We start from the raw sequence: 23,472 nt of genomic DNA on the forward strand, positions 1-23,472 counted from the left end.
CGGGGCAGCGGACCCCGGTACGCGGTCCGGCGATGCGTCCCGGTGAGAAGGTCGCCCACACTACGGTCTCCCAGCATCGGCGCGATCGGCCTCGCCGGCGGCCGGCAGCCGGCGCGTGGGCGCCCCGGAGCCGCCACGAGGCGGGCGTACGGTTCTTCACCGATGGTGCGCCGCACACCGCGGCGCGGCATCCGAAGCGCGTGCAGCCGGGCGGCACCCGTCAGGCGTCCGGGCCTTTCCGTCAGGCGTCCGGGCGTCTCTCGTCCTCCCGCCGTCGACGGCGACGCTGAAGCAGCATCAGGCCCAGCGCCGCGCCCCAGCCGACCGGCTGGAGCGCCCAGTAGTTCAGCACGCGGTAGAGAATCGTGACCGCGATCGCCTGCCCCGCGTCCAGGCCGTACAGGCTGAGCAGCACGGCGAGGCTCGTCTCGACCACGCCCAGACCGCCGGGAGTGAGCCGCAGCGCCCCCGCCGCCTGGGTCAGCGCGTACACCACGAGAAGCCCGTGCCAGGGCAGGCGGATGCCGAGACTCCACGCGCACGCGACGAGACACGCCAGGTCGAGGACCCAGTTGAGCAGTGCCAGGGCGAACGGCCCCAGCCACGGAAGCACTCCCGGGCGGACGGCCCGAAGGCGGCTGACGAGGCCCGCGAGCGCCTGCTCGACGCTCTGCACCCGGCGCGAACGCATGCCGGCCCTCACCCACGCCCGCCGGACGCGCCGCCGCACGGCGCGGAACCGCGAGAGGCCGTACGCCACGCCCACCGCCACCACGGCGAACACCGCCAGCCCCACGACCTCCGGCAGCACCCGCGCCCCGGGGCCGGACGATCCGCCGGCCAGCACACCGGCCAGCAGCAGGACGAAGAGGCCCAGCCCGGAAAACGCCCCCGCGATCGCCAGGACGGCGGCGGCCGGCGCCTGCCCCACGCCACGCAAGCGGAACTGCCGGTATGCCCACGCCACCGCGAACGCGGCACCGCCGGGCAGCGCCCCCGCGATGGCGTTGCCGGCCAGCACGACGGCCGCGACGGTTCCGAACCGGATGCCCGACCCTCCGACCCCCAGCAGCCACCGCTGCAGCGCGATCAGGCACACCAGCGACGCGGCCTCGAGGACGGCCGCCAGCAGCAGGCGTGGGGGGTCCACATGAGTGATCAGGCCGACCGCGGCCACCAGTTCGCGCCGGCGGGTGACGGCGAGGATCACCGCGGCGGTCAGCAGGACACCCGACACCGCCCACCACAACGGCCGCACCGCCGCAGGCGATGGACGGGCGGAAGGCTCCTGCTGGTCGCCGCGGTCATTTTCCATGGGCCTCCACTGTGCTCCGCCCGGTGCCGTCACGCCGCGCAGGACGGAGGCGGCCGTACCGCGTGGCGCGCTCGCGCGGCCGGGCCTCTCAGCCCGGGCGTCCCGGCGTCGTGGGCATCCCGGCGTCCGGGTGTGCCCCGCAAACGCCGGGGGAGGCCGAGCCGGGCTCCGGGGGAGGGCCGCGTGCCGCCTGCCACGGGAGTCGAGCGTCCTGGGCCTCCGTTGCCGGCCGTCGCCTGTCGGTGTCAGCCGGCGATGCCGCAGGCGAACGGCATCGTCCTCCACCGGTCGATGGCCGGGTTCAGGTAGTCCGGCAACGGGGGCAGTTGAGGCGTGAGCGTGAGGGTGGAGACGACCCGCAGCATCCCGACGGCGTTCACGAAGCTCATGACGTCCTCGTTCAACGGCCTCATGCCGTTGCGCTGCGCGCCCCGGTTGTAGGCGGATCCGAGGACGGGCCCGAGGGTGGCCAGGTCCCATTCGACCGGGCCCAAGGTGACCAGTTCGAAGTCGGCCCAGAGCTTCCCGTCCACCCCGGAGAAGATGTTCGCGGGTGGGCAGTCGCCGTGGACGGGTTGGAGGTCGATCCCCGGGAATGCCCTCTCGAACGCCGCGCGTGAGCGCACGAGCGGTTCCAGGATCTGCCACTCGCGCCGTGCGCGGTCCAGATCGTCCGGGCCGAGGAGGTCGGGGCGTTCCTCGAGCAGAGCAAGGCTGTCTGTGATGACCTGCGGTTCGGCCGCGGACAGAAACGACAGCCGGCCGGGGAATTCGCGCAGCACGGCGTGCAGGTCGGCAACGAGCTCGGCGTTCGCCTCGTAATCGGGCTCATTGCCCCGGTCTTCCTCGACGAACTGCCAAAACGTCATCGACAACCCGTCGCGCTGAACGGGCTCCCGTGGCACGAGGGGACTGGGAGGGATCACGGGGGTTCCCCGGTCCGCGAGCCACCTCGTCACGTCCAGTTCCGTCTGCTGGCGCACTGCCAGGGAGCCGAGGTCCGCGGAGCGCGGCAGGACGGTGGGAATCCGGGCGACAACCGGTGAGGGCGCAAGGTGGACGACTACGGAGAACAAGTCATGGAGCACCTCGGCATCAGTCACGGTGAGCCCGAGAGCGCGCCCCGCTCCCACGGCCGCGTCCACCGCGGCGGAGGTGCGCTGAGCAATCCGTTGTCGCCGCCGACTGTCGCCGGGGTCGCTGCGGCCGTCGTCCGGACGAGGCATCGTGCTCCTGCGGTGTGTGAGCGGAACCGGTACCCGTGGCAGTGTAGTTGCCGGGTTGCGGCCGTCACGGGTTATTTGTCGGCAGGCAGCCGGGGCGGCGACTCGGACAACGGGGCGGCCGACGGGAACGCCGTGCCGCCCACCGCCGTATGAGGAGGAATTCTGTGTCATCGCCCTGCGACCCCCTGCACGCTCCCGCCGGCGATGTGGGCGGGGCGCTCATGATGATCGACTCTCGGCTCAAGGGCATCTACGACGGCAAGACCGGGACCGACGCCGAACAACAGGCGCTGACCGGCCAGTTCGCCGCATCGTTGGGGCCCGGTGGAGTCGATGACCTGCTGGACGGTGTGTGCACGCTCATCTACATGTTCATGCGGTGGCTGCGGATGGCCTACGAGGACCACGGGGAGGACGTCATCGAGAGCGTGGTCCCCAACATCGTTGCCACGATGCGCATGATGCCCAAAAGCATCCGTCCCGAGGTCGTCCCCACCATGGCCGGGCTGCTCGTCGCTGCCGGTACCGGACTGAGCCCCAGTCTGTGGCGGAAGCAGTACGGATCCTGGACCAAGGACGAGATGAACTCCCTGGAAGCGACCGCCTTCCTGCTCGCGGAACACATCAACCGCCTCACCGACGACCGCGACTTCGCCACCCGCGTGATCACCGAGGCTCTGTCCAGTGCGGAAGAGGCCTGACGTACGGCGGATGAGGCCTGACGTACGGCTGTCCACCCCGTCGACTTCGGTGGCGAACGGTCAGGGTGCCGTGACACGGACGTTGTGTCCCAGGAAGGCCGAGCGTTCTCACCGAAGGTCGAACGGTCCCGGTGCCGGCAGGCGTTGTCGGCTCCGGCGGCGAACGGCAGGGCGGCCGTTTGCAAAGACTCCCATGCCCCTCCCGCGGACCGCCGGGATGTCAGTGGCCGACAGCGCGCCGGGGCAGCGGGGAGGAGAAGACGACGCTGGTCGTGACGGAGCCGAGGCCGCCGATTCGGCCTGAGATCTCTTCCAGGTGGCGCATGGAACGCGCTGCGACCTTGATGATGAAGCAGTCGTCGCCTGTCACGTGATGGGCTTCCAGGATCTCCGGCATCACCTTGACCAGGTCATGGAAGGGCTTGTAGTTGCTGTTCGGGTAGCGCAGCCGCACGAACGCCATGATCGTCAGCCCGACCTTGTCCGGGTCCACGACCGCCGCGTAGCCGCTGATGACCCCAGCCTCCTCCAGCCGGCGCACGCGCTCGGTGACCGCGCTGGCTGACATGGAGACGGCACGCGCGAGGTCGGCGAAGCTGGCGCGCCCGTCGAGCTGGAGGGCGTCGAGGATGCGCCAGTCGACGGCGTCCAGGGATATCGCGGTCATGCCGGAGAAATAGCATGGATTCCACGGTCGTGGCAATCAAAGGCCGTGGACAGCGCCTTCGAAGTGCCGCTGCCTGCTCGTAGATTCGAGGCCGTGGAAACAGCAGCCGGGCCGTGTCGCCCGCATTCAGGAAGGCGCCGCTTCATGACCGTGACTGTTCCGAACCTCGTTGTCCCGAACCCCGTTCTGCGCGTCGCTTTCGCGGAACCCGCCGAGGCGACCGCCCACTTCCGCGCCTCGCTGCGCTTCCACGCCGATGTGTCCGACGTCGCCACTGCGCTCACGATCGACGGCGCCCCGGAATTCGCGATCGTCGACTCACGGTCCGCCGAATGCTGGGACCAGGGGCACATCCCCGGCGCGGTCCACCTGCCCACCGCACTCATCCCCGAACGGGCCGCGGACCTGCTCGACAAGTCGGTGCCCGTCGTGACGTACTGCTGGGGGCCGGGCTGCAACGGCGCCACGCGTGCCGCCCTCGCCCTCGCCGAACTCGGCTACCAGGTCAAGGAGATGCTCGGCGGGTTCGAGTACTGGGTGCGCGAGGGCTTCGCATACGAAACCCGGCAGGGCCCGGAGCGCCGCGACGCCGATCCCCTGACCGCCCCGGTCGCGGACGCCTGCGGCTGCTGACGCCACCCGCCACCATCGGGGCCGGTGCCACATCCCGTTCCGGGCGACGGTGGATGCGGGGGTCCGGATTCACCGTCGCCGACTGCCACTTGATCCACCGGCGGCGAAGAGGAACTGAACGGACGCGCGGCACCGCTGCGGTCAGGCGCGGGACAGTTCGGCTGCTCCGAAGGAGACGTCGAAGCGGTCGCACCAGATGGTCACGCTGCTGTAGTCGTCCAGGTCCGCCCCCGCGGGCAGCGTGTAGTTCTGGCTCCCCTTGTTGCCCTTGAGCGCGCCCAGACTGAGGTGTGCGCCGTCGTCGAAGACGTGCCAGCCGGCCTTGCCCGGCTTCACCTTCGCATCGGTGATCCAGACCTTCAGATCGGGACCGTTGCTCGTGTTCAGGTCCTGCAGGCGCAGGACCCGGGATCCGTTCTCGAGCTCGACGACTTTCGCACGCCCGGTCGTCTCGTGCTCATGGGTGATGAACTCGCCCGAGGCCAGCGTCGTCGGCCCGGCCGGCTTCTCGGGCTCGCCCGGTGCGGCGGAGTCACCGGACTTCCCGGGCTCCGGCTGTCCGTCCGCCCTCTCGGGTGCGGCAGCGCCGGGAAGCGCCTCGTCGACCTTCTCGTCCGTCCACAGCTTCCACGGCTGGAACAGGTACAGCCCCACGGCGACCGCCGCCAGGCCGACCACCAACACCCCTGCGAACAGCGGTTTCCGCACCCGTACCGACGTCCTGCGCACTGTGGCCTCCCTGTGTGCTCTGCCTTGTAGCCGGGATTCCACACCACGCAAGGTCCTCCTGTCCCCGTCGAAAGGGACGTGAGGTCCTTACGATTCGCGAACCTCCAACCGGCCGCAGCCCGCCGGGGCCGGCGCACTCCCGTGCGCATGACGCTCGATGCGGTGGCGGCCAGTGCCCGATCCCTGAAGGACGAGAGGTTTCGCCGGACTGGGCCCATGTGTCAGCAACCGGCGTCGGAGCCCGCGGCGTCGATCAAGGCATGACCATTATCCCGACCGAGCCTCCCCCGTACCCGCACTGCGGCCGCGGGGCCGACGCGGACGACCCGGTGGGGTGCCGGGGCAGACGCGTCGCGCGCATGCGCCCGGAATCCCATGAGGCCGGGCCGGACTCGTACGAAACCTGTCTGGCACACCTCGACGGCATCGACCGCCACCATCACCTGTCGTCCCTCCACCCCGGCACAGACCTCGACCACCGCGGCACGATCTTCAACGCTGCTCTGCTGGGACACCTGTTGGACGCTGTCCGCGATCCGACCGACGGTCGGCCACACTTCGGAGCCGTCCGGTTCGACGGGGCGACGTTCGAGGGCGACGCCGGGTTTCGCGGGGTGCGGTTCGGGGGCGACGCCGGGTTCGGCGGGGCGATGTTCCAGGGCAACATCCTGTTCGGCGAAGTGACGTTCGAGGGCAGCGCCGAATTCCGCGGGGCGACGTTCCAAGGTGATGCCGGGTTCGGTGGCGCCACGTTCGGGGGCAGTGCCGGGTTCGGCGGGGCGACGTTCGTGGGCGACGCCGGGTTCCGCGGGGCGTCGTTCCAGGGGGATGCCGGCTTCGGCCGGGCGTCCTTCGAGGGCACCGCCGGGTTCGGCAGAGCGACGTTCGCGCGCAGCGCTGGGTTCCGCGAGGCGTCATTCCAGGACGACGCCGGGTTCGGCGCGGTTACGTTCCGGCGCGAGGCCGGGTTCGGCCGGGCTTCGTTCCAGGGGGACGCCGGGTTCGGCGGGGCGACGTTCCAGGGCGGCGCGGGGTTCCGCCGGGCGCGGTTCGGGGGCGACGCGGTGTTCCGCGGGGCGACGTTCCACGGCAGCGCCGGGTTCAACAGCGCGACGTTCGGGGGCTCCGCGGCATTCCGCAAGGCGACGTTCCAGGACGGCGCCGGATTCGATCTCGCCACGTTCGAGGGCGATGCCGGATTCGAGCAGGCGTCATTCGAGGGCAGCGCCGGGTTCCGCGGGGCGACGTTCCAGGGGCGCACAAGGTTCAACAGCGCAACGTTCGAGAACGACGCCCTGTTCGGCGGCGTGACGTTCGAGAGAGCTTCGCAGCTCGGACCGCTGGCGTGCCGAGGGACGGTGAACCTCTCGGCGGCGGTGTTCTCTTCTGCGGTGACTCTGGAGCTCGCAGCGGGCGGAGTTGACTGCGTACGTACGCGATGGGCCTCCACGGCGGCGCTGCGGCTGCGGCATGCAGTGCTGGATCTCAGCGACGCGGTGCTCGAGTTCCCGGTGAGTGTTGCTGCCCACCCCCCGTTCATCGCCCTTGAGGAGCCCGGAACCGAAGAGCCCGGGCTTGTCGAGGCGCCGGTCCGTGTGGCGTCCCTGCACGGTGTGGATGCCTCCCATCTCGTCCTGACCGACGTCGATCTGACCAACTGCCGCTTCGCCGGCACGATCCATCTCGACCAACTGCGCCTGCACGGTCGCTGCACATTGCCCACCGCGCCCGCCGGCCTGCACCGCCGGGGCCTGGTGCCGGTGCGGTGTACGTCGCGTCAGACCCTGGCCGAGGAACAACATTGGCGAGCCGCCCGTGGACAGGCGGGGGCCGGGTGGACAGCGCAACAGGAGGGGCAGCCCCCATTGGAGCCCGCAGCGTTGGCGCCGATCTACCGGGAGCTTCGCAAAGGCTTCGAGGACGCCAAGAACGAGCCGGGTGCGGCCGACTTCTACTACGGCGAGATGGAGATGCGCCGCCATGACTCACACGGTCCGGCCGCCGAGCGGGCGCTGCTCTGGATGTACTGGGCTGCCTCCGGCTACGGCTTGCGCGCCTCTCGCGCCCTGGGCTGGCTGCTGTGCGCCATGACCATCACCGTGCTGCTCATGGTGGGCTTTGGACTGCCGGACACCCCCGCCAAGCCCTACCCGCCCGGCGCCGGCGTCATCGGTAACCAGAACCCCCAGGTCCACGCCGACTTCCCCGACCGCTTCACCACAGCCCGTGCCCAAAAAGCGGCGGACGTGGTCATCAACTCCGTGGTGTTCCGCTCCAGCGGCCAGTCCCTGACCACGGCCGGCCGCTACACCGAGATGGCCTCCCGGTTCACCGAACCCGTTCTGCTGGCCCTGGCGCTCCTCGCCGTCCGAGGCCGCGTGAAACGGTAGCGCCGGCCGGCGCCGAGCGCGGTTGAGAGGTGCAGAGAAGTCTCTGCACCTCGGCGCGGATTCGCGACCTTCGCCAGGCTTTCGCCGAACGCTCTCCGGAGTCGCTCCGAACACACGCCAGGGCCGGTGTCGACTGCCTCGACACCGGCCCTGACCTGCAATCTCTTCTGTCGGGGTGGCGGGATTTGAACCCACGACCTCTTCGTCCCGAATAATGTGCGGAAAGATCGCTCACCAGGATCTTCGGGTATATGTGCAGGTCAGGACCTTGGTCTTCGTTGGCCAGGATGAGTACACCGCGGCGCGCTTTTCTTGATCCACTCCCCGTTCACTCCCCAATGCTTGCCTGAAGCTAGTAGCCGCGCCCCATCCGGTCCGCGGCTCGGTCGGCTCTGTCTGCTGCTGCTTGAAGGAGTTGGGCGCTATGTGGGAGACCCTCAAGGCTGTCCACTAACCGAGTAGCTACTCGATCGGCTCTGAGCGCGGCCTGATGGAGCGTTGAGGCGTCGTCTGCGAGCCCCACCAGATCCTGGGCCGCATCAGCGAGGGTGCTTGCAGTGTCCTGCAGGTGCAACAGCCTCTGAGACGCCTCAAACAGTAGAAAGGCGGTGTCCTGGAGATGGAGGAGGCGGTCCGAGGAGCGGCTCAGCGATCTGATCTCGTCCTCGGACAGTCCGAATCCGTGGATGCGGGGATCCGATAGTTCTTTGAGAGTGACCTTCAGCAGCGACCCGAGCTCCGGTGCCGCCTTCGCGAACTCTTCCAACGCAGGCTCGATGCGGGTCACTAGTGCCGTTTGAGCTTCACTGATCATCTCGCCGAGCCGCTGTTCTGTCAGGTCGCCCAAGCCCGCCAGAGCGCTGAGTCCATCAGCCTCGCGCTCGTGCTTCCAGCGCTCCAAGAGTTCTACCGGGTACTGATCGCTGTTCGTCCCGTCAATCTCGGAGTGATGCGGGTGGCACAGCAGAATGAGGTTTGCGAAGCTGTTCCGCTCGCTGACTGACCAGTCCGGGTCGTAGCGCTTGCCGCCCTCCTCGAACGCCCGGACGTGCGCGATTTCCAGGTTGAGGCGTGGCGCGCCGTTGATCATTCGAACAGTCGGCACGCCGCAGTCCGGCCAGTAACACCCGCCTCGAGCGAGAGTCATTAGGCCGGCGATCGTTGCGTTGCTGTAGCTGCGTCGCGGCGTGGTGGCCAAGAGCCCCCCTCAGGTTGATGACCAGCAGCGACCGTCCCATGAGGACACTCAGCGCGCAGGAGGAGTTCCGGCCATTCGCTTGGCCGGCCGCGCTCGGCCTGTTGAACTGGCCGTCCTTTGGGTAGAGCCGCACGACCATCAGCCCAAGGCACCGCACTTTCCAGACGTTGTCCACCCAGCCCAGTAGAACGCTGAAAGGTTGGGCAGGCTGGCTGGCGGAGAGGCGCCGTCTTGTGCCACATGACGTTGAACTGGGGGAACTTGTGATCGTCCGCCGATATCTAGACGAAGATGACGAGCTGGCACAGCACCTGACTCAGCAATTGAACACCCCATTAGGCTGGCCAGAGGATGGAGGACTGACCACTGGGCATGTCGCGAACATTGCTTCCGCAGCAGCCTGCGACGTCTCGTACAACCATGCAGCCAACGGCCATCTAGTCGACCTCTTCGCAGTGCTCCCGTTGCCAGGTACCCCCGAGGGACGTGAGTTTTGGGATTCGTTGAGGCACGCGGGCGGTCAAGCCACCATGAACGTCGATCCGGCCAACGCGGGTGGCCCCTTCTTCGACTACCTGATCAACGGGAACGAGGGCGGTATTGCTGATCGCGTCCTCAGCTTTCTGGAAGAGCTGGATGCACAGCAGCGTGACGCCGTGGCGGAAGTGATCGGCGGCGCCCTGGACCAAAACGTGTTCGTGGGGGGTAGCAGGTACCACGGCAACTTGTGGTTGCGTGACGCCGAGACCACCGCCTGGCACGTCCTGCTCGCTCGCCGCCGGAGGCGCGAGACAGAGGAGGACCGCAAGCGATTCCTTGAAGCTTGGAGTAACGCCTAAGCGGCATCGCCCGCGCTGCATTGATGGCCAGGTCACAAGGCATGTGACCTGGCCATCGAACGGGCTGCCTGGATCCCTCCTGAGGTTGGCCCGCGTAAGACGGCACCCCGGACCGACGCCTCTGGTTGCCGCTCGCATGCTGGGTCACGGAGCCCACTCGTACCAGCGGCCATCCGGAAGGCTGACCGTGCGGCCGTCCTGTATCAATTGTCAGCCGGGCGTGCAACGATGAGGTCATGGAGGACAACGACACGGCGAAGGCGGTCAGGGTCCCGCTACTGTGGGTAGGACTAGATGACCTACCGGTACTCAGCACCAATCAAGTGATCACACAAGTTGATAGTGACCAAGTCTTCCTAGGTTTCGGTACCGCGACACCCCCGCTGCTCATGGGAAACGATGAAGAGATCCGTAACCAAGCTGAGCGCCTGAGTTACGTTCCTGTGCGTGGCGTTTCGCGTCTCGCAATCTCACGCCGACACCTCGGAGAGCTGATCGAGGTGCTCCAGAGAACAGCCGAGCAATTCGATGCGCAGGGGAGAGAATGATGGCTTCAACGTATGCAGTCGCACTGGAATCGACGCTGAGTACGAGCAATGACACAGTGCCCGTCTCGGGTGCGAACGCGTCTATCAACCCTCGCGCGCATCTAATTGCCGTATTGCCGGAAGTGGTCGAAGTTGATTACACAGAGGGAGCGGAGATTCTAGATCGCGCAGCACGTAGGAACCTGGGTATCTCCGGGGAAGAGTTCATCTCCCTTTGGGACGCGGGGCACTACGATGGGCCGATCGAGAACGTTAAGGCTCAAGAGGTAGCCGAACTCCTTCCCTTCGTACGTCCAACGCGGGACAATGCCCGGTAGGACCCCACATCAGGCAGTCAACGCATTTCTGGAACCGCTACGCGCGTCCTCTTCGTGTATAACGCGCTCTCAATGGGTATGTAGCCCAATCCGGGGACAATCATGGGGGGATATCCACTCGGTAACGCTGAACAGGGGTGATCCCGTATCGTTCAGAGTGTTAGATCGAAGGATTTCCTTAGAAGCGAGCATTAAGTTCACTGTCATTGAGCAGGAAACCGACGTATACGGCCACCCGGTCGGAACCAGTGATCGTTACAAGGTTTCGACTCGGGGCTACAAGTACACAGTCAGGGCTGGTGATGATGAAGAACAAATCGCCTGGCACTGGCACCCGGGCGGTAAGAGTGACGTCGAGTTTCCACATGCCCATATTGGCACAGCAGCTCTGAAGCCAGAAGCGCTAATGACGAGGAAGGATCACATTCGAACGGGGCGAATGTCCTTCGAGAGCGTAGTCTTCAATATGTTGCAATGGGGGGTCGTTCCGCGCAACTTGAATTACGACGAGATTCTAGGGGCGAATCAGTCAGTCTTCGATAAATGGAAATCGTGGGGCTGAGCGGCCAACCTCTACGCACCGTTACTTTCCGGTTCCCGCCGAGAGAAATGCGGGGAGCTGCGTGGTCTGCTGTTTGTTGGCGCATGCAACGGGCCCCGGTTTGCTCTTTACCAGGTCCATGAGGTGGTGAGATACTCCTACGTTGCGCATGGGGGATCGCTCTCAACCAGTCGAAGTCTGTTCCAGCTCGCAGAACCTCTGCGGCGAGAGCTGGCCAGCTGGGTCTCCCCAAAGAGGCGGTAGAAGTCCGTGACGTAGAGGTCGAACTTCGCCGGCCTACTGTCTCCGGATATGAGGAGTCACCTGCTCGGGCGTTGCCACGCAACGGAACCCGGTGTCGTCGTCATGCATCATGTCGCTGGCGTCGTTGGCAGCGGCAGGGGCTCCCCGGAACAGGGGACTCGTGAAGGCACTGCCCCGAAGTTCGTAGCGGCCTGGCGTGGTTCCAGTTGCGAGCCATTCCCACACGTTGCCCACCATGTCGTAGACGCCGTAGGGGGAGACGCCGCTGTGGTATCGGGATACGGACGTCGTGCGTTCTACCCCGGTCTCTCGGACGTTGCACTTTGCGGCAGTCTTCTGGTTCCCCCAAGGGAAGGTACGGCCGGCGGTACCGCGCGCCGCTTTCTCCCACTGTTCGGCTGTCGGCAGCGACTTTCCAGCCCACGTGGCGTAAGCGTCTGCGTCTCGCCACGTCACGTGCACAACAGGGTGGTCGTACAGATCACGAGGGCACCTGCCGTTCTCCCAGTGCTCAGGCACGGCGTGCCGAGTCGCCGCGCAGAACCGCGCATAGTCAGCGTTGCTCGTCGGGAAGGTGTCGATGTAGAACTCGTCGACAAACACGGGATCGTCGTTCTCGCCGGATAGGAATATCCCTTCCGGGACGTGCGCCATGAGCTTGCCGTCACCGGGATGCTTCAGGTATTCGCCGCTGCTCGTCTGGTCGTCGTCGGGCTCGATGACTGCGTGAGTGGGAACATCATCAGCCGACAGAATGCCGACGAAGCGGCCTTGGGCATCCTGGTCTGCCTTGGCGAGCAGGGTGTCCAAGGCCGCCTGATTCACCATGCGCAGGGATGCTTGTTCGCCGTCCCCCTCCCAGCGAGAGACGATGCGATCGGACACCCCCAGCTTCTCGGCGAACTCCAAGAGGCTCATTCGTACGGCTTCACGTAGCGCCTTAACTTCACGTCCGGTCCATTTCGTAACGAGTGGCATTGGCTACCTCGGTCGTGAATCACTGCCCTGGAGGCGGTGACACGCGTCTACAGGCGGTCGCCGGGGATGTCGGCGTAGGCGTTTCGCAGTGCGGCGAGCACGGGGTGGTCCGTCGGGAACTGCACGTCGTCGAGCGCGCTCACGGCACGCACGCCAATCGTGGTGTTCGTGGCGAAGGCCGCGGCCATGTTCGGGAGGTCTGGAAGCCGCACCGGCTCGGTGACCTGCTTGGGTGCGTCGAGGCCGCGCAGCAGGAGCATTGTCGTGCCGGGAAGCACGGGGGCGTCGGGCCAGATGACCGTCCCGTCCTGGTCGACAAAGCCAAGATTCCACGTGCCACCCTCGGAGACCCTGCCGTCCGGCTCGACGAAGACGGCATCGTCGAATCCGGCGAGTTGTGCGTCACGGCGAAGTCGGAGCTGCGGGTGAAGGCCGATGTGCTTCACCTCCGCGTTGTCGCGGGTGAAGGTGAAGGTCTTGGCCGTGAGGGGCGGCGGCGGCATGGCACCCGCAGGGCGCAGGTTCACCAGAACATGCGGGTCCTTGCCGTCGCTGGGGCGTCCCATATCGAGCGCTGGATCGAACACGGTGACACGGAGGCCGGCAACTCCGGTGACCCCATGGGCCGCCTTGCGGATGTAGTGGAGAGTCTGCTCGCGGTCCAAGTCGACGCCGAAGACGATGCGGCAGTCCCGCACCAAGCGATCCAGATGAAGCGACAGCCCCCGGATGGTGCCGTTCTCCATCCGCATGGACGTGAAGTGCCCGTAGTTCGTGAGGGCAAGGGCCTGGAGGTCCTCGAGGGTGACGGGATTCCCGTTCAGTTCGGCCATAGTGGACAGTCTCGCAGCCAGAAGTGCGGCGACAACACCCCGTCAAGCAAGCAAAGTTCGCTTTAGTTCGGTGCAGGGGCGGCAGGAGTGCGTACCGATGGTGCGCCTGCCAGGACACGCTTAAAGCATGAAGACGGACGCACCGCGAGAGACGCTAAGCGCCAGGGTCCTCCTCAATGGGGCTCACAGCCGCCTCAAGCTGCTTGACGCGCTCGGCAACATCGGTCAGTTCGGCCGACAGTCGGGCAACTTCACCTTGGAGGTCCGTCAGGCGTTGAGCCGACTCGCGGGGCCCGTGCTCACCGGGAACGGCATCCCGCACGTACGTGCCACTCCCCGCCACGCCTTCAACCAGCCCCTCTTCCCGGAGCTGTGTGTAGGCGTTCTGCACCGTCATCAGCGATACACCGAGCTTCTTGGCGTAAGCCCGACCGCCCGGGAGGCGATCCCCAGGACCGAATGTTCCCGCGGCGATCTCGTCTCTCATCCGGGCGGCGATCTCGCGGGCGTTGGGCTTCCTCTTCGGCTGTGAGTCCACCCCAGAAGCGTACTTGACCTAGGTAGCTCGACTTCAGAGCGCGGGAGCGCTTGACGATTCACAACTGACCTAGGTAGCTTTCACGACAACGGCAAGCGACCTAGGTCACTTCACTCCGTGAGGTCTTGACCTGGAGCGATGCCCTTGCTCGACGTGCCTACGGCGGCACGGAGGGCGCCAGAACGACAGCACGAATGCACAGGGCGGGGACGCTGCAATCCCGCTAAAGGCCAGGTGGAACAGGGCTGCGGCCCGTACTGGCGAGGTGGCCCGGTGACCGCGAGCAACGGCCGGAGAGTGGGGACGAGGTCCCCCTTGCAGTGCAAGCCCATGTGAAGGCGTCGAGAGGAGCTACGCACATCCACGATCTTCCGTAGCCGTTGCGCTGCGGCCGGTTGCCTCCCCTGCTCGTCTCGCACGAGCAGGGCTGAGGGGAGCCGGGAGTCCCTGGTTTCAATCACGAGCGGTCCCCCGGGGTGCCACCCGAGGGACCGCGAAACAGGCACCTGATCTGGAGGAACCTGTGATCGCCAGCATGACACGCGCCGTCTTACCGGCGCAGCCCACCGATTCCGATCCCGACATGGATGAGGCCCTGCGTCGCGTCCGGCCCGGTGGTGGTTCTCGGTGACGCCGGCAGAGGAGATGGAGGCCGCCCGTCAGCAGGCGGCGGCCGATCTGGCCGCAGCGCAGGAAGCCGCGGCCCGGCTCGCCGAAGCGGCAGCCGCCGCCGGGCAGCAGGGCGGTGGCCAGTGAGCGAGGAGCCCGAGCCCCAGCACGAACGTGTGCCGGACGGCCAGGAGGAGAAGGCACCGCCGGACCAGCGCACTCCCGGCGGCTCGCTGTAGCCCCGTCCACCCGTTGCGGTCCGCCCCCGGTCCTTTGGCAGGGGGCGGGCCGCCCGACTCCCGGGCCCTGCTCTGTGTCTGACGTTCCGTCCTTGAGCCGCGCCCGTGCCGCACAGCACGCCGCCGCGCGGTCCATCCGCATCCGCGGACTGCACCACCCGGCCACCGCCGTACTGCTGACCGCCGCTGCCCACGCGGCCGGCGCCGCCTACGCCGCTGGCCACCACGTACGCGACATCCACCCCACCACTTGGAAGGACCCCACCCGCCATGCCCACCTCACGAACCCTGCTCTCCGTGGTCCCCGACGAGGACGAGCAGGAGCCCACAGACGCTGAACTGGACGCCATCGAAGCCACGTTGCCGATCGTGCAGGCCGAAGTCGAAGTGCTCGATGTCGAGATCAGCCTCATGGACCGCCCCGCCACACCGTGGTCCGAACGCCGCCGGCGCCGCGCCCACCGCGAACTGCTGACCGCACGCCTGAGGGTGGCCAACCAGGCTCGTCTTCGCAGGCTCGCCACGAGCGCCCCGGAGGTGGCCTGATGGCGAAGACCCACACAGCCCAGATCTCCCCGGCCCGCGGCCCGTGGGTGCTGTACGTGGTGCTGCTGAACGCTCCTGGCGTTCCGTGGCCCGAGTACGAGTTCGCCCCGGGCGAGACGGTGCCGACGTTGGCGGAGCGTTCACGGGCGTTGAACGCGCTCGGCTACGTGTTCACGGACGGCACCGAATGGCGGTGGAACGAGGTCACCGTCACGCCCGGTGACCCGACTTCTGCGGTGCGCCTGTTCGCCTCCATCGAGGTTGAGGAGGCGAGCGGATGAACAGCGTTCATGTGCGTTCAGCGGAGCGCGCGTTGTCGGTCGGGACGTGGCTGATCGTCTTCGGGGCGATGCTCTACTCCATCCTCACCGTCACCCCGCTCATGGCGAAACACACGCCTGAGAAGTGGGACTGGACCGCGCCGATCCTGCCCCTGGTGGTGGATGCGGCCGTCGTCATCGTCGTCCGCCTCGATGCCGTCCTGGCGCGGTTGGGCGGGCACGGCGGGCGGTGGCCGATCGTGCTGCGGTGGATGACAGGCGCCATGACCTTGGCGCTGAACATTGCCGACTCCGCACTGAAGAAGGACCTGGTCGGAGTCGCAGTGCACGCCGTCGCGCCGCTTCTGCTCATCGTCACCGCAGAGACGGGACTGGCCTACCGGCGCGCAATCACCGCCGCCCTGGAAGACCTGGAGGCCAAGGACCTGGCACGCCGCGAGGCGGCTCGCCAGGAGGCCCGGGAGCGCCAGGAGGGCGCCATTCGGCAGCGTCGTGAGGAGCGTGAGCACGCGGCGCAGTTGGCGCGTGAACAGCGTGAGCACGAAGCCGACTTGGCGCGTGAGCAGACCGAGCGGGAAGAGCGTCGGCGCCGCGAGGAACGCGAAGCCATCGAGGCCCGGGAGCGGGCTGAGCAGGTGGAGCGTGAACGCCGTGAACGCGAGCGTGAACAGCAGCAGCGTGAGCGTGAACAGCGTGAGCGTCAGGCGGCCGAACAGCGCGAGCGAGAGCGCCGCGAACGGGCGGAGCGTGAACGCCGCGAGGCGCAGGAGCGTGCCGAGCGGATCGAGCGTGAACGCCGCGAACTGCTCTCTGCGGGACCGGCTGTCGAGAAGCTCCCGGAGGAGCGCGCCCGGCAGATCGTCGCCGCTGCCTACGGCGCCAGCGTCCCGGTGCGTACGGCTGCCGAGCTGTGTGGCTGGTCCGTGGGCTGGGTCTCAACCCGCTACCAGGAACTGCGCGATCACACCCACCCCAACGGCGCCCCGGCGCCCTCTGTAGTGCAAGGAGCCCACTGGTGAAGCTCTCCCCGAACCACAACCCGACCGAGCCGTCTGACCTGCTCATCCGCATGCACAACCAGGTCGGCGCCGCCGTGGATGTCACTGGCGGGACCGTCGGTGAAGCCTCGCGGTGGAACTGCCACGGCTGCGGTGACCGGTCCTCCTTCACCGATCACCTCGGCACCATCCGCCTGCGCGCCGGTCAGCACGCGGAGTTCTGCAGGGCCGCCTACCAGCGCATTCGGTGATGGGATCCGTCCCGGTCTACCCGTGGCGCCTGGCGCCGGACGGACTGGCGACATACCGGCAGCTGCGCGCCAAGGGGTTACGTCCTGGTGGTTCCAGCGTGGTCGCCCAGCTCGAACGCCCCCGTCGCAGGCGGGAGCCGCTGGTCGCCTACCTCTACAGCCTCGACGCAGCCAAGCCGGTCCGGCCCATGACGCCCGCGAAATGGGCGGCACTGGCCAAGGCCAACGCCGCCCGCCGCATCTGCCCGACCTGCGGGCACGACCGCGGCTACGTCATCCCCACCTCTCTCGGCCAGTGCGTGCGCTGCGCAGATTCGCGCGCGCTGGCCGCCTGAATTCGCAAAGGAGTTGCTCATGTCTCCCAAGGTCAAGCGGTTCTTGGCCACGTGGTCCCCGGTCGTCGCGACGGGCGCGTTTGCAGCCTGGGAGTCCGTGCGGCTGCACGCCTACGACGTGCCGTTCTCGCTGCTGCTGGCCTGCGGACTGGCCCTGTGGTCTTCCCTGCTGGTCCTGTGCAGCCGCATCGCGGAAGCCGCGAAGACGACCACCCACCGCTGCGCTGCACCGGACTGCGGTTTCACCGTCCGCCTGCGCCGCACCAGCCCGGTGGAGAACCGCCGGTGGCAGGAGATGGCCGCTGCCCACCCCGAACACCGCCTCTGAGCAGAGAAGAGCCCGGACGTGGCCGTCCAAAGCAACGCGTCCGGGCTCCCCGATCTCCTCGAAAGGAGCGCACACCAGCATGACGGACACGACGATGACGCCGGTAGAGGCCCCCGAGGCACCGCCGGCAACCGACGCTTCCCTTCCGCCAACCGACACGGCACCGGCCGCCGACGCAACAGCAGTGGAGCACACACCGGGCGGCTGGCCGGTGGTGCCGCTCGCGCTGACCGGCACGAACGCCACCGCGTCGCTGCTGGGTTCGGCCGCGCTGGTCGGCGGACCGGCCGCGCTGGCGGTCGCCGCGACCGGCGCCGCCGTCCTCGGCACCGCGGCCGCGACACGCGCCCGCCGCACCCGCAAGAGGACATCGGCCGGTGCCCGGAAGAGGGCTGGCGGGCGCGCTGGTGGGCGCGTGCCACGCCAGCGCACCGGCTCCACGCTCGGTACGTCCGGCCGCCGGGCGGGCGGGGGCCGGGGGAACGTCGCTGGTGGGCGGGGCAAGTCCCCGCGCACCTCGGCGGGTTCGGGCAAGTCGCGGGGTCGTGTGGGGCAGGTCAAGGCCCTGCGGGACGCTCAGCGGGAGAACGCGCCGACGCGTGCTCAGCGCCGCGCGGACACCAATGCGGCCCGCCGTTCTGCAGCGGACGCCCGGCGCGACGCCAAGTCCCGCGCCAGGAACGCGTCCCTGGCCGGGCGGGGGCCGATCGGCCGCGGCCTGGGCAAGGGACTGCGCGGGGCGGGGAAGGCCCGCAGCGCGGCCGTGGACAAGGCGCGCAAGGACCGGGACCGGCGCAACGCGGGGAAGGTCGCCGACCAGCGCGCGAACGTGCGCAAGGCCCCGGCCCGCAAGCGTGCGAGGCGAGCGCTGTGGCGCTCCGCCGCCCGCTACCAGGGCCGCCGTCTGGTGGCCGCGCTGCTGGCCAGCGCGCTGGGCATCGTCGGCATGCTCACCACCCCGCTCGGGCGGAAGCTCGGCTGGCGCTGGCTGCAATACCCCGGCCGACGCCTCTACTGGCGCCTGACCGACTCCGCCCAGCAGCAGCGCACGCAGCGCGATGACCAGATCCGCGCTGACCAGGCCGATGAGGAAGCCGCTGCCGATGCTCAGGCGGCCGACGACGGAACCGACGGCATCGGCGACAAGGCCGAACGCCCGGCCGGACTCGTGCCGGCCACACCCGACCCCACCACGGAAGGAGAGCACGTGTCCGGTTTCAGGTTCGAGGACCACGCGGCGGAGATGGAGTCCGCCGCGAACAGCTACGACCCGGAGAACGCCATGGAGATCCTCGCCATGGTCGAAGGCATCCCCGCCGCGCTGACCAGCGTGGCGAACGTGATGCGGATCCTCGCCGAGCGCGCCGATTCGGAGTTTCCGCTGGAGAAGGAGGTCGCGGACGGCTTCAACGACATCTTCGGCGCCATGATGTCCGCCGTCGCGGTCGCTGAAGACATGGGTCCGCTCTTCCGCCAGGCCCACGAGCAGGACATCTCCCGCCACGAGGACCCCCGCAACGGCCCGGAAGCCGAGAAGGGCTGGAACGTCTGAGATGAGTGCACCCACCGTGAACCTCAACAAGCCGAAGAAGACCAGCAGGTCGAAGAAGGCTGACGGTGGGCCGGTGTGGGACTGGGCGGCCGGGCACGGACCCGTGACCGGCGCCCTGTCCGCCACCACCGGCGCCTTCGCCGTCGCCACCACCGGCGCCGCCACCGGCATGCCCCCCGCCTGGGCACTCGCGGTCGGCGCCGCCGGCGCCATCGGCCACACCATCACCACACTCCGCGACAAGCTCTCCGCCCGCACCACCTGCATGCGCGCCGCCTCCTGGCTCCTGGGAGCCGGATGGACCACCTGGGCCATGACCACCGGCCCGCTCTCGTGGACCGCACTCGGCTCACTGGCCACCCTCGGGGTGGGCATCGGGGCGTCGGCACGGGCGACGCTGCTGCACGAGGAAGCCCGGGAGCTGGAGGCCCTCGCCGCCGCCGAACGCCAGGTCGCCCGTGAACTGTCCGCCGAACGCCGCCAGATCGCGGCGGAGTGGGTGGAGCGCATCCAGCGTGTCTGTGGCGTGAGCGTCCATGTGAAGGCGGTGGAGATGTGGCCCACTGGCACCGGCTTCACCATCGACGCCGAACTCCCCACAGGAGGCGTCACCTACGACAAGATCGCACGCGAGTCCGCCCGCCTGTCAGGGGACGCGAAGCTGCCGCACGGCTGCACCGCTTCGGCCTCCCCGGGCATCCACCAGGGCCGCGTCCTGATCGACGTGACCACGGTCAACGTGCTGGTGGAGGAGCGCACTTACCCCACCGACTACAGCCCGCTCAGCGTGATGTCGGGACTGCCCTGGGGGCTGCGCACGAACGGTGAGGAGGTGCGCGTCTACCTGCGCGAGCAGTGCGCGCTGGTCGTCGGTCCTACCGGTTCGGGGAAGACGAACATGGTCCACACGATCCTCGCCGGGTTCGCCCGCGCCACGGACGTGCTGACCTGGGTAATCGACCTCAACGCCGGATCCGCCGGCCTCCCCTGGGTGGGCCCCGCACTCGCGGACGACGGGTCGTTCGTGGACGGCATGCGCCCCGGTGTGGACTGGCTCGCCTCCACCCACGAAGAGGCCGTGCGCATGCTCGATACAGCGATCGCGGTGATGAAGGAGCGCAAGCGCGCCTACCAGGACCTGCTCAGCAAGGCCAACACGGACCTGCTGCCGATCAGTTCACGGATCCCGCAGATCGAGCTGGTCGTGGACGAGGGCGCGGAGATCCTGGTCAGCAACGACCGGGCCACCCGCAAGCTCGCCGAGAAGATCCTGGAGTTCATCCGCATCGCCCGCGCCATGGGCGGCCGCACCGTGCTGACCGCCCTCGGTGCCACCGGCTCCGTCCTGGGGAACCTGATGATCCGCCGGGAGGCGAAGGTCCGCGCCGCGCTCACCGGCGGGGAGACCGAGGGCATGGACCTGTCCAAGATGTTCCCCGGCTCCCGCGGCCTGCGCGTGGACCAAGCGCCGTACAAGGGCGCCGGGTTCATGGGCACCCCGGAATCCCCGGCCGGGCTGTTCAAGGCGTGGCGGATCCTGCCCAACCAGATCCGCGACATCGTCGCTGCCACCGCCAACCTGCACCCCACCCTCGACGGCAAGTCAGCCCGCGCCGCGGGCGAGGCGTATGCCGGCCGCTGGGATGCGGAGCGCACCGCGTGGATGCGCGACGCCGCCCCCGGTCCGGCATCCGCCCACGGTGACGAGCTGGGCCGCGGGGGAGGCCTGAACCTTTCCGCCCTGCGGGGCGAGCCCTCGCCTCGTGGTGGTGGGGAGTCGGCTGAGGACGTGCTGCTGCGGAAGTTCCGCGAGCAGATCGACGCCCAGTTCGGCACCGCACCCGGACGCGGTGACGAGCCGCCGGCGGATCAACCGCCGTCGTCCTCGGGTGGGTTGAACCTGTCCGCGAACGAGGACAACCCCGCCCGCGACGCCGCGCTCGCGCTGCTCCTGGCAGCCGGGCCGGAAGGCACCGGCGCCTCTGCCATCGCCCGCGGGCTCGCGGAGGAGTACGGCACCACCCGGCAAACCGTCGTCGGCTGGCTGAAGTCCTGGACCGATGACGGCACCGCCGTACGGGTCGGCACCGGCACCAAGGCCCGCTACGTCCACCACCGCCACGCACCCCGCGGGGATGCACACGGCTGAGCGCTTGTCGCTTGTCGCCCACAGGTTCGAGGAGGCCCCTGTACGACTCTCAGAAGGCCGGGGAGGGGCTTTGACCTGGAAGGCGACAAGCGACAAGACAAGACAAGCGACAAGCCGCACGACAAGCGACACGACAAGCCAGACGACGGGCAGCACCCACGAAACCGGGGCGCTGCCCGTCGCTCGTGAAGGGAGCAACTTGTGCACCCCGACACCACATACGAGATCACCACCCACCGCACCGACGCCCGCGTGCTCCACCCCGAACCACTCACCCGACCGACGATGGCACCGCACGAGATCCCGCCCGGAGTCGAGCTGGTCACCCTCCCCGGCGGAGTCCGCACCCTCGCCTACACCCAACCCCCAGCACCGGCAGCCCCCGTGGCACCGACCGCGCAGCCGGTCCCCGCGTGGGCCAAAACCACCGCGCTCCTCGCGCCGACCATCGGCGCCGGCATCGGCGCGGGTGGCTTCGGCCTCCACTACGCCGCACCAGGAGTCATCGCCATGACCGACGCCCTGTGGGCCGCCGTCGCCCTGGTCGCCGCCAGCTGCGGAGGCGCCGCCTACCTCCTGACTCGCTGGCGGCACCGGGCGCCCGCCCAGATCACCCAAAACGTCACCGCCACCGGCCTCTTCGGCCGCGCCAACGGAACCATCAACCAGTAAGGAGCCCCGTGGTCATCTCCCTCAGCGCCGTCGTCCTCTTCGGCGCCATCCTCCTCATCCTCATCCGCCACCGCGCCATGCACATATCCGGCGCTCTCACGGCGGTGCTCTTCGGCTTCTTCCTCGCCTCCACCGGCATCGCCCCCGTCATCAACGAGCTGCTCAACAGCGCACAGCACGCCCTCACCAACCTCTGACCCGACAACCCGAAGGAGATCCCCATGGCCATGGGCGAGACCCCCATCACCGTCATCGGCAACCTCACCTCCGACCCCGAGCTGAAGTTCACCCCGTCCGGGGCAGCGCTGGCGAAGTTCACCGTCGCCTCCACACCCCGCCACTTCGACCGCGATGCAGGCCAGTACAAGGACGGCACCGCGATGTTCATGCGCTGCTCCGCCTGGCGCGGCCTCGCCGAGCACGTCACCGAATCCCTCACCAAGGGCTCTCGCGTCATCGTCTCCGGACGCCTGCGCCAGTTCGACTGGCAGACCGACCAGGGCGAGAACCGCTCCATGCTCGCCCTCGAAGTCGACGACATCGGCCCCTCGCTGAAGTTCGCCACCGCCACCAGCACCAAGGCTCAGCCCAGCAACAACGGTGGCGGGCGCACGGTGCCGGATCCCAACAACGGGGAGCCCTGGAACGTCGCCGCCGCCAAGGCCGGCGGCGACGAGCCGCCGTTCTGACAACGCCCGGGGCGACCGCTCGCTCTCGCCAAAGAAGTCGCGGTCGCCCCGGCTCTCCTCATCCCTGCAACGAGACCAAGGAGGTCTCCCCAGCATGACCCAACTCCACCGATCCGCGCTGCTGCACGCCGCGCTCGACACTGCCCAGCGCGGCTGGTACGTCCATCCACTGCGTCCCGGCGGCAAGGCCCCCGCCCTGCACGGCGAATCCGCCTGCCCGCGTATCGGCGACTGCGCCGACGGGCACCGGAAGTGGGAGCAGCGCGCCACTCTCGATGCCGGCCGTATCCGTCGCGCGTGGTCGGGGCGTCCGTTCAACGTCGGGATCGCCACGGGGCCTTCCGGGCTGGTCGTTGTCGACCTCGACGTGCCCAAGGAGGGCGCGAAGGACGCGCCTTGCGGCGCGGCGACCTTCCGTGCGCTCTGCGAGCGCGCCGGACAGCCGATTCCTGAGACCTTCACGGTGCGGACCGCGGGCGGGGGCTGGCACCTGTACTTCACCGCTCCGGAGGGTGTGCGGCTGCGCAACACCTCCCGCACCCTGGGCCCGGGCATCGACACCCGCGCGTGGGGCGGCTACGTCGTCGCCCCCGGAAGCAGCATCGACGGTCGCCTGTACGTGTTCGCCGCCGGGGTGCGGCCGGAACCACTGCCGACGTGGCTCCTCGAAGCGATCACCGCCACGACGGGACCGGCCGCGCCGCGCACGATCGCGCCCGCGCGGAACGCGAGTCGGTGCGCGCAGGTCGCCCTGGAGCGTGAGGGCAACGCCGTGGCGAACGCGGTGAAGGGAGAGCGCGAGGCCACCCTGTTCAAGGCCGCACGAGCGATGGGCCGCTTTGTCGCCTGGGGCGACATCCCGCGAGACGAAGTCGAAGAGGCTTTTCAGGTAGTGGGAGAGGCGTGCGGACTGAAACCGCATGAGTGCCGCTCCACCCTGCGAAGCGCGCTGAACTGGTCCATCCGCACCGCGAAACCGCGAGGTGCGGCATGAACCCCCGCCCCGATCCGCCACTGAAAAGCCCTCCCACATCTGATCGGTCAGGGCTCGCCGCCGCTCCGCTCGAGCACGGCAGCAGCCAGCGGCTGAGCGGCCGGCCGAAGGC

The 23,472-nt window shown here is 68.5% G+C and carries 26 protein-coding genes; 18 read left to right on the forward strand and 8 right to left on the reverse strand.

All coding sequences use genetic code 11. The features are described from left to right. Positions 1-241: 241 nt before the first annotated feature. Complete coding sequence (locus tag H180DRAFT_RS20875) at positions 242-1,315, reverse strand: lysylphosphatidylglycerol synthase transmembrane domain-containing protein (RefSeq protein ID WP_254666111.1); 1,074 nt, start codon at positions 1,313-1,315, stop codon at positions 242-244. Positions 1,316-1,560: 245 nt separating this feature from the next. Next, positions 1,561-2,541 (reverse strand): aminoglycoside phosphotransferase family protein, encoded by a 981-nt coding sequence (locus H180DRAFT_RS20880; RefSeq protein WP_055487639.1) that lies wholly within the window; start codon positions 2,539-2,541, stop codon positions 1,561-1,563. Between the two features lie 164 nt (positions 2,542-2,705). Here H180DRAFT_RS20880 and H180DRAFT_RS20885 point away from each other — a divergent pair, with 164 nt between their 5' ends. Beyond that, on the forward strand, positions 2,706-3,242 hold the full coding sequence (locus H180DRAFT_RS20885; protein ID WP_055487640.1) for a hypothetical protein: 537 nt from the start codon (positions 2,706-2,708) through the stop codon (positions 3,240-3,242). 220 nt (positions 3,243-3,462) lie between these two features. Here the strand turns inward: H180DRAFT_RS20885 and H180DRAFT_RS20890 are convergent, their stop codons facing one another. Further along, positions 3,463-3,909, reverse strand: a complete 447-nt coding sequence (locus tag H180DRAFT_RS20890; RefSeq protein WP_055487641.1) for an Lrp/AsnC family transcriptional regulator — start codon at positions 3,907-3,909, stop codon at positions 3,463-3,465. Positions 3,910-4,053: 144 nt separating this feature from the next. On the opposite strand from H180DRAFT_RS20890, the gene H180DRAFT_RS20895 reads away from it, so the two are divergent. After that, positions 4,054-4,542, forward strand: coding sequence for a rhodanese-like domain-containing protein (locus H180DRAFT_RS20895; RefSeq protein ID WP_055487642.1), 489 nt, complete (start codon positions 4,054-4,056; stop codon positions 4,540-4,542). A 141-nt stretch (positions 4,543-4,683) separates the two neighbouring features. On the opposite strand, the gene H180DRAFT_RS20900 is transcribed toward H180DRAFT_RS20895, so the two are convergent. After that, positions 4,684-5,271, reverse strand: coding sequence for a DM13 domain-containing protein (locus H180DRAFT_RS20900; protein WP_055487643.1), 588 nt, complete (start codon positions 5,269-5,271; stop codon positions 4,684-4,686). Positions 5,272-5,531: 260 nt separating this feature from the next. Here H180DRAFT_RS20900 and H180DRAFT_RS20905 point away from each other — a divergent pair, with 260 nt between their 5' ends. Continuing rightward, complete coding sequence (locus H180DRAFT_RS20905; RefSeq protein ID WP_254666113.1) at positions 5,532-7,661, forward strand: pentapeptide repeat-containing protein; 2,130 nt, start codon at positions 5,532-5,534, stop codon at positions 7,659-7,661. Between the two features lie 352 nt (positions 7,662-8,013). On the opposite strand, the gene H180DRAFT_RS20910 is transcribed toward H180DRAFT_RS20905, so the two are convergent. Next, entirely contained in the window at positions 8,014-8,751 is a 738-nt protein-coding gene (locus H180DRAFT_RS20910; RefSeq protein ID WP_074466906.1) for a hypothetical protein, read from the reverse strand. Between the two features lie 275 nt (positions 8,752-9,026). On the opposite strand from H180DRAFT_RS20910, the gene H180DRAFT_RS29545 reads away from it, so the two are divergent. After that, the gene (locus tag H180DRAFT_RS29545; protein WP_139151417.1) at positions 9,027-9,698 is read left to right on the forward strand and encodes a hypothetical protein; all 672 of its coding nucleotides are present in this window, start codon (positions 9,027-9,029) and stop codon (positions 9,696-9,698) included. A gap of 236 nt (positions 9,699-9,934) precedes the next feature. Continuing rightward, complete coding sequence (locus tag H180DRAFT_RS29550; protein ID WP_139151418.1) at positions 9,935-10,246, forward strand: hypothetical protein; 312 nt, start codon at positions 9,935-9,937, stop codon at positions 10,244-10,246. 1,155 nt (positions 10,247-11,401) lie between these two features. Here H180DRAFT_RS29550 and H180DRAFT_RS20920 read toward each other — a convergent pair. The 3 genes from H180DRAFT_RS20920 to H180DRAFT_RS20930 form a co-directional block, all read right to left on the reverse strand. Beyond that, positions 11,402-12,286: an SUMF1/EgtB/PvdO family nonheme iron enzyme gene (locus H180DRAFT_RS20920; protein ID WP_107097716.1), complete on the reverse strand. Its 885-nt coding sequence runs from the start codon at positions 12,284-12,286 to the stop codon at positions 11,402-11,404. Positions 12,287-12,393: 107 nt separating this feature from the next. Next, positions 12,394-13,179, reverse strand: coding sequence for an aminotransferase class IV family protein (locus H180DRAFT_RS20925; protein WP_055487646.1), 786 nt, complete (start codon positions 13,177-13,179; stop codon positions 12,394-12,396). Positions 13,180-13,333: 154 nt separating this feature from the next. After that, the gene (locus tag H180DRAFT_RS20930; RefSeq protein WP_254666114.1) at positions 13,334-13,717 is read right to left on the reverse strand and encodes a GntR family transcriptional regulator; all 384 of its coding nucleotides are present in this window, start codon (positions 13,715-13,717) and stop codon (positions 13,334-13,336) included. Positions 13,718-14,344: 627 nt separating this feature from the next. Here H180DRAFT_RS20930 and H180DRAFT_RS30815 point away from each other — a divergent pair. The 13 genes from H180DRAFT_RS30815 (at position 14,345) to H180DRAFT_RS20990 (ending at position 23,360) form a co-directional block, all read left to right on the forward strand. Next, positions 14,345-14,473, forward strand: a complete 129-nt coding sequence (locus H180DRAFT_RS30815; protein WP_302622449.1) for a hypothetical protein — start codon at positions 14,345-14,347, stop codon at positions 14,471-14,473. A 362-nt stretch (positions 14,474-14,835) separates the two neighbouring features. Then, a complete protein-coding gene (locus tag H180DRAFT_RS20935) occupies positions 14,836-15,111 on the forward strand; it encodes a DUF6284 family protein (protein WP_055487648.1) in 276 nt (91 codons plus the stop codon). Beyond that, a complete protein-coding gene (locus H180DRAFT_RS20940; protein ID WP_055487649.1) occupies positions 15,111-15,392 on the forward strand; it encodes a DUF6303 family protein in 282 nt (93 codons plus the stop codon). The genes H180DRAFT_RS20935 and H180DRAFT_RS20940 overlap by 1 nt, the downstream gene beginning before the upstream one ends. After that, positions 15,389-16,411 carry a DUF2637 domain-containing protein gene (locus tag H180DRAFT_RS29245; protein WP_055487650.1) on the forward strand — a complete coding sequence of 341 codons (1,023 nt, stop codon included), beginning with the start codon at positions 15,389-15,391 and terminating at the stop codon, positions 16,409-16,411. The genes H180DRAFT_RS20940 and H180DRAFT_RS29245 overlap by 4 nt, the downstream gene beginning before the upstream one ends. Further along, positions 16,408-16,641 carry a hypothetical protein gene (locus tag H180DRAFT_RS20950; protein WP_254666115.1) on the forward strand — a complete coding sequence of 78 codons (234 nt, stop codon included), beginning with the start codon at positions 16,408-16,410 and terminating at the stop codon, positions 16,639-16,641. Before H180DRAFT_RS29245 ends, H180DRAFT_RS20950 begins: the two co-directional genes overlap by 4 nt. Further along, positions 16,641-16,976 carry an RRQRL motif-containing zinc-binding protein gene (locus tag H180DRAFT_RS20955; RefSeq protein WP_055487651.1) on the forward strand — a complete coding sequence of 112 codons (336 nt, stop codon included), beginning with the start codon at positions 16,641-16,643 and terminating at the stop codon, positions 16,974-16,976. Before H180DRAFT_RS20950 ends, H180DRAFT_RS20955 begins: the two co-directional genes overlap by 1 nt. Positions 16,977-16,995: 19 nt before the next feature. Continuing rightward, positions 16,996-17,304: a hypothetical protein gene (locus H180DRAFT_RS20960; RefSeq protein WP_055487652.1), complete on the forward strand. Its 309-nt coding sequence runs from the start codon at positions 16,996-16,998 to the stop codon at positions 17,302-17,304. A 79-nt stretch (positions 17,305-17,383) separates the two neighbouring features. Next, on the forward strand, positions 17,384-18,856 hold the full coding sequence (locus tag H180DRAFT_RS29930) for a hypothetical protein (RefSeq protein ID WP_055487653.1): 1,473 nt from the start codon (positions 17,384-17,386) through the stop codon (positions 18,854-18,856). Between the two features lies 1 nt (position 18,857). Then, entirely contained in the window at positions 18,858-21,005 is a 2,148-nt protein-coding gene (locus H180DRAFT_RS20970) for a hypothetical protein (RefSeq protein ID WP_055487654.1), read from the forward strand. A 252-nt stretch (positions 21,006-21,257) separates the two neighbouring features. Beyond that, the gene (locus H180DRAFT_RS20975) at positions 21,258-21,677 is read left to right on the forward strand and encodes a hypothetical protein (RefSeq protein ID WP_254666120.1); all 420 of its coding nucleotides are present in this window, start codon (positions 21,258-21,260) and stop codon (positions 21,675-21,677) included. 8 nt (positions 21,678-21,685) lie between these two features. Beyond that, positions 21,686-21,874 carry a hypothetical protein gene (locus H180DRAFT_RS20980; RefSeq protein ID WP_055487656.1) on the forward strand — a complete coding sequence of 63 codons (189 nt, stop codon included), beginning with the start codon at positions 21,686-21,688 and terminating at the stop codon, positions 21,872-21,874. 24 nt (positions 21,875-21,898) lie between these two features. Further along, a complete protein-coding gene (locus tag H180DRAFT_RS20985; protein WP_055487657.1) occupies positions 21,899-22,366 on the forward strand; it encodes a single-stranded DNA-binding protein in 468 nt (155 codons plus the stop codon). A gap of 94 nt (positions 22,367-22,460) precedes the next feature. Next, the gene (locus tag H180DRAFT_RS20990) at positions 22,461-23,360 is read left to right on the forward strand and encodes a bifunctional DNA primase/polymerase (RefSeq protein WP_055487658.1); all 900 of its coding nucleotides are present in this window, start codon (positions 22,461-22,463) and stop codon (positions 23,358-23,360) included. The last annotated feature ends 112 nt before the right edge of the window (positions 23,361-23,472 follow it).

It is taken from the genome of Streptomyces sp. WMMB 322, assembly GCF_900090145.1.
GTDB lineage: Bacteria > Actinomycetota > Actinomycetes > Streptomycetales > Streptomycetaceae > Streptomyces.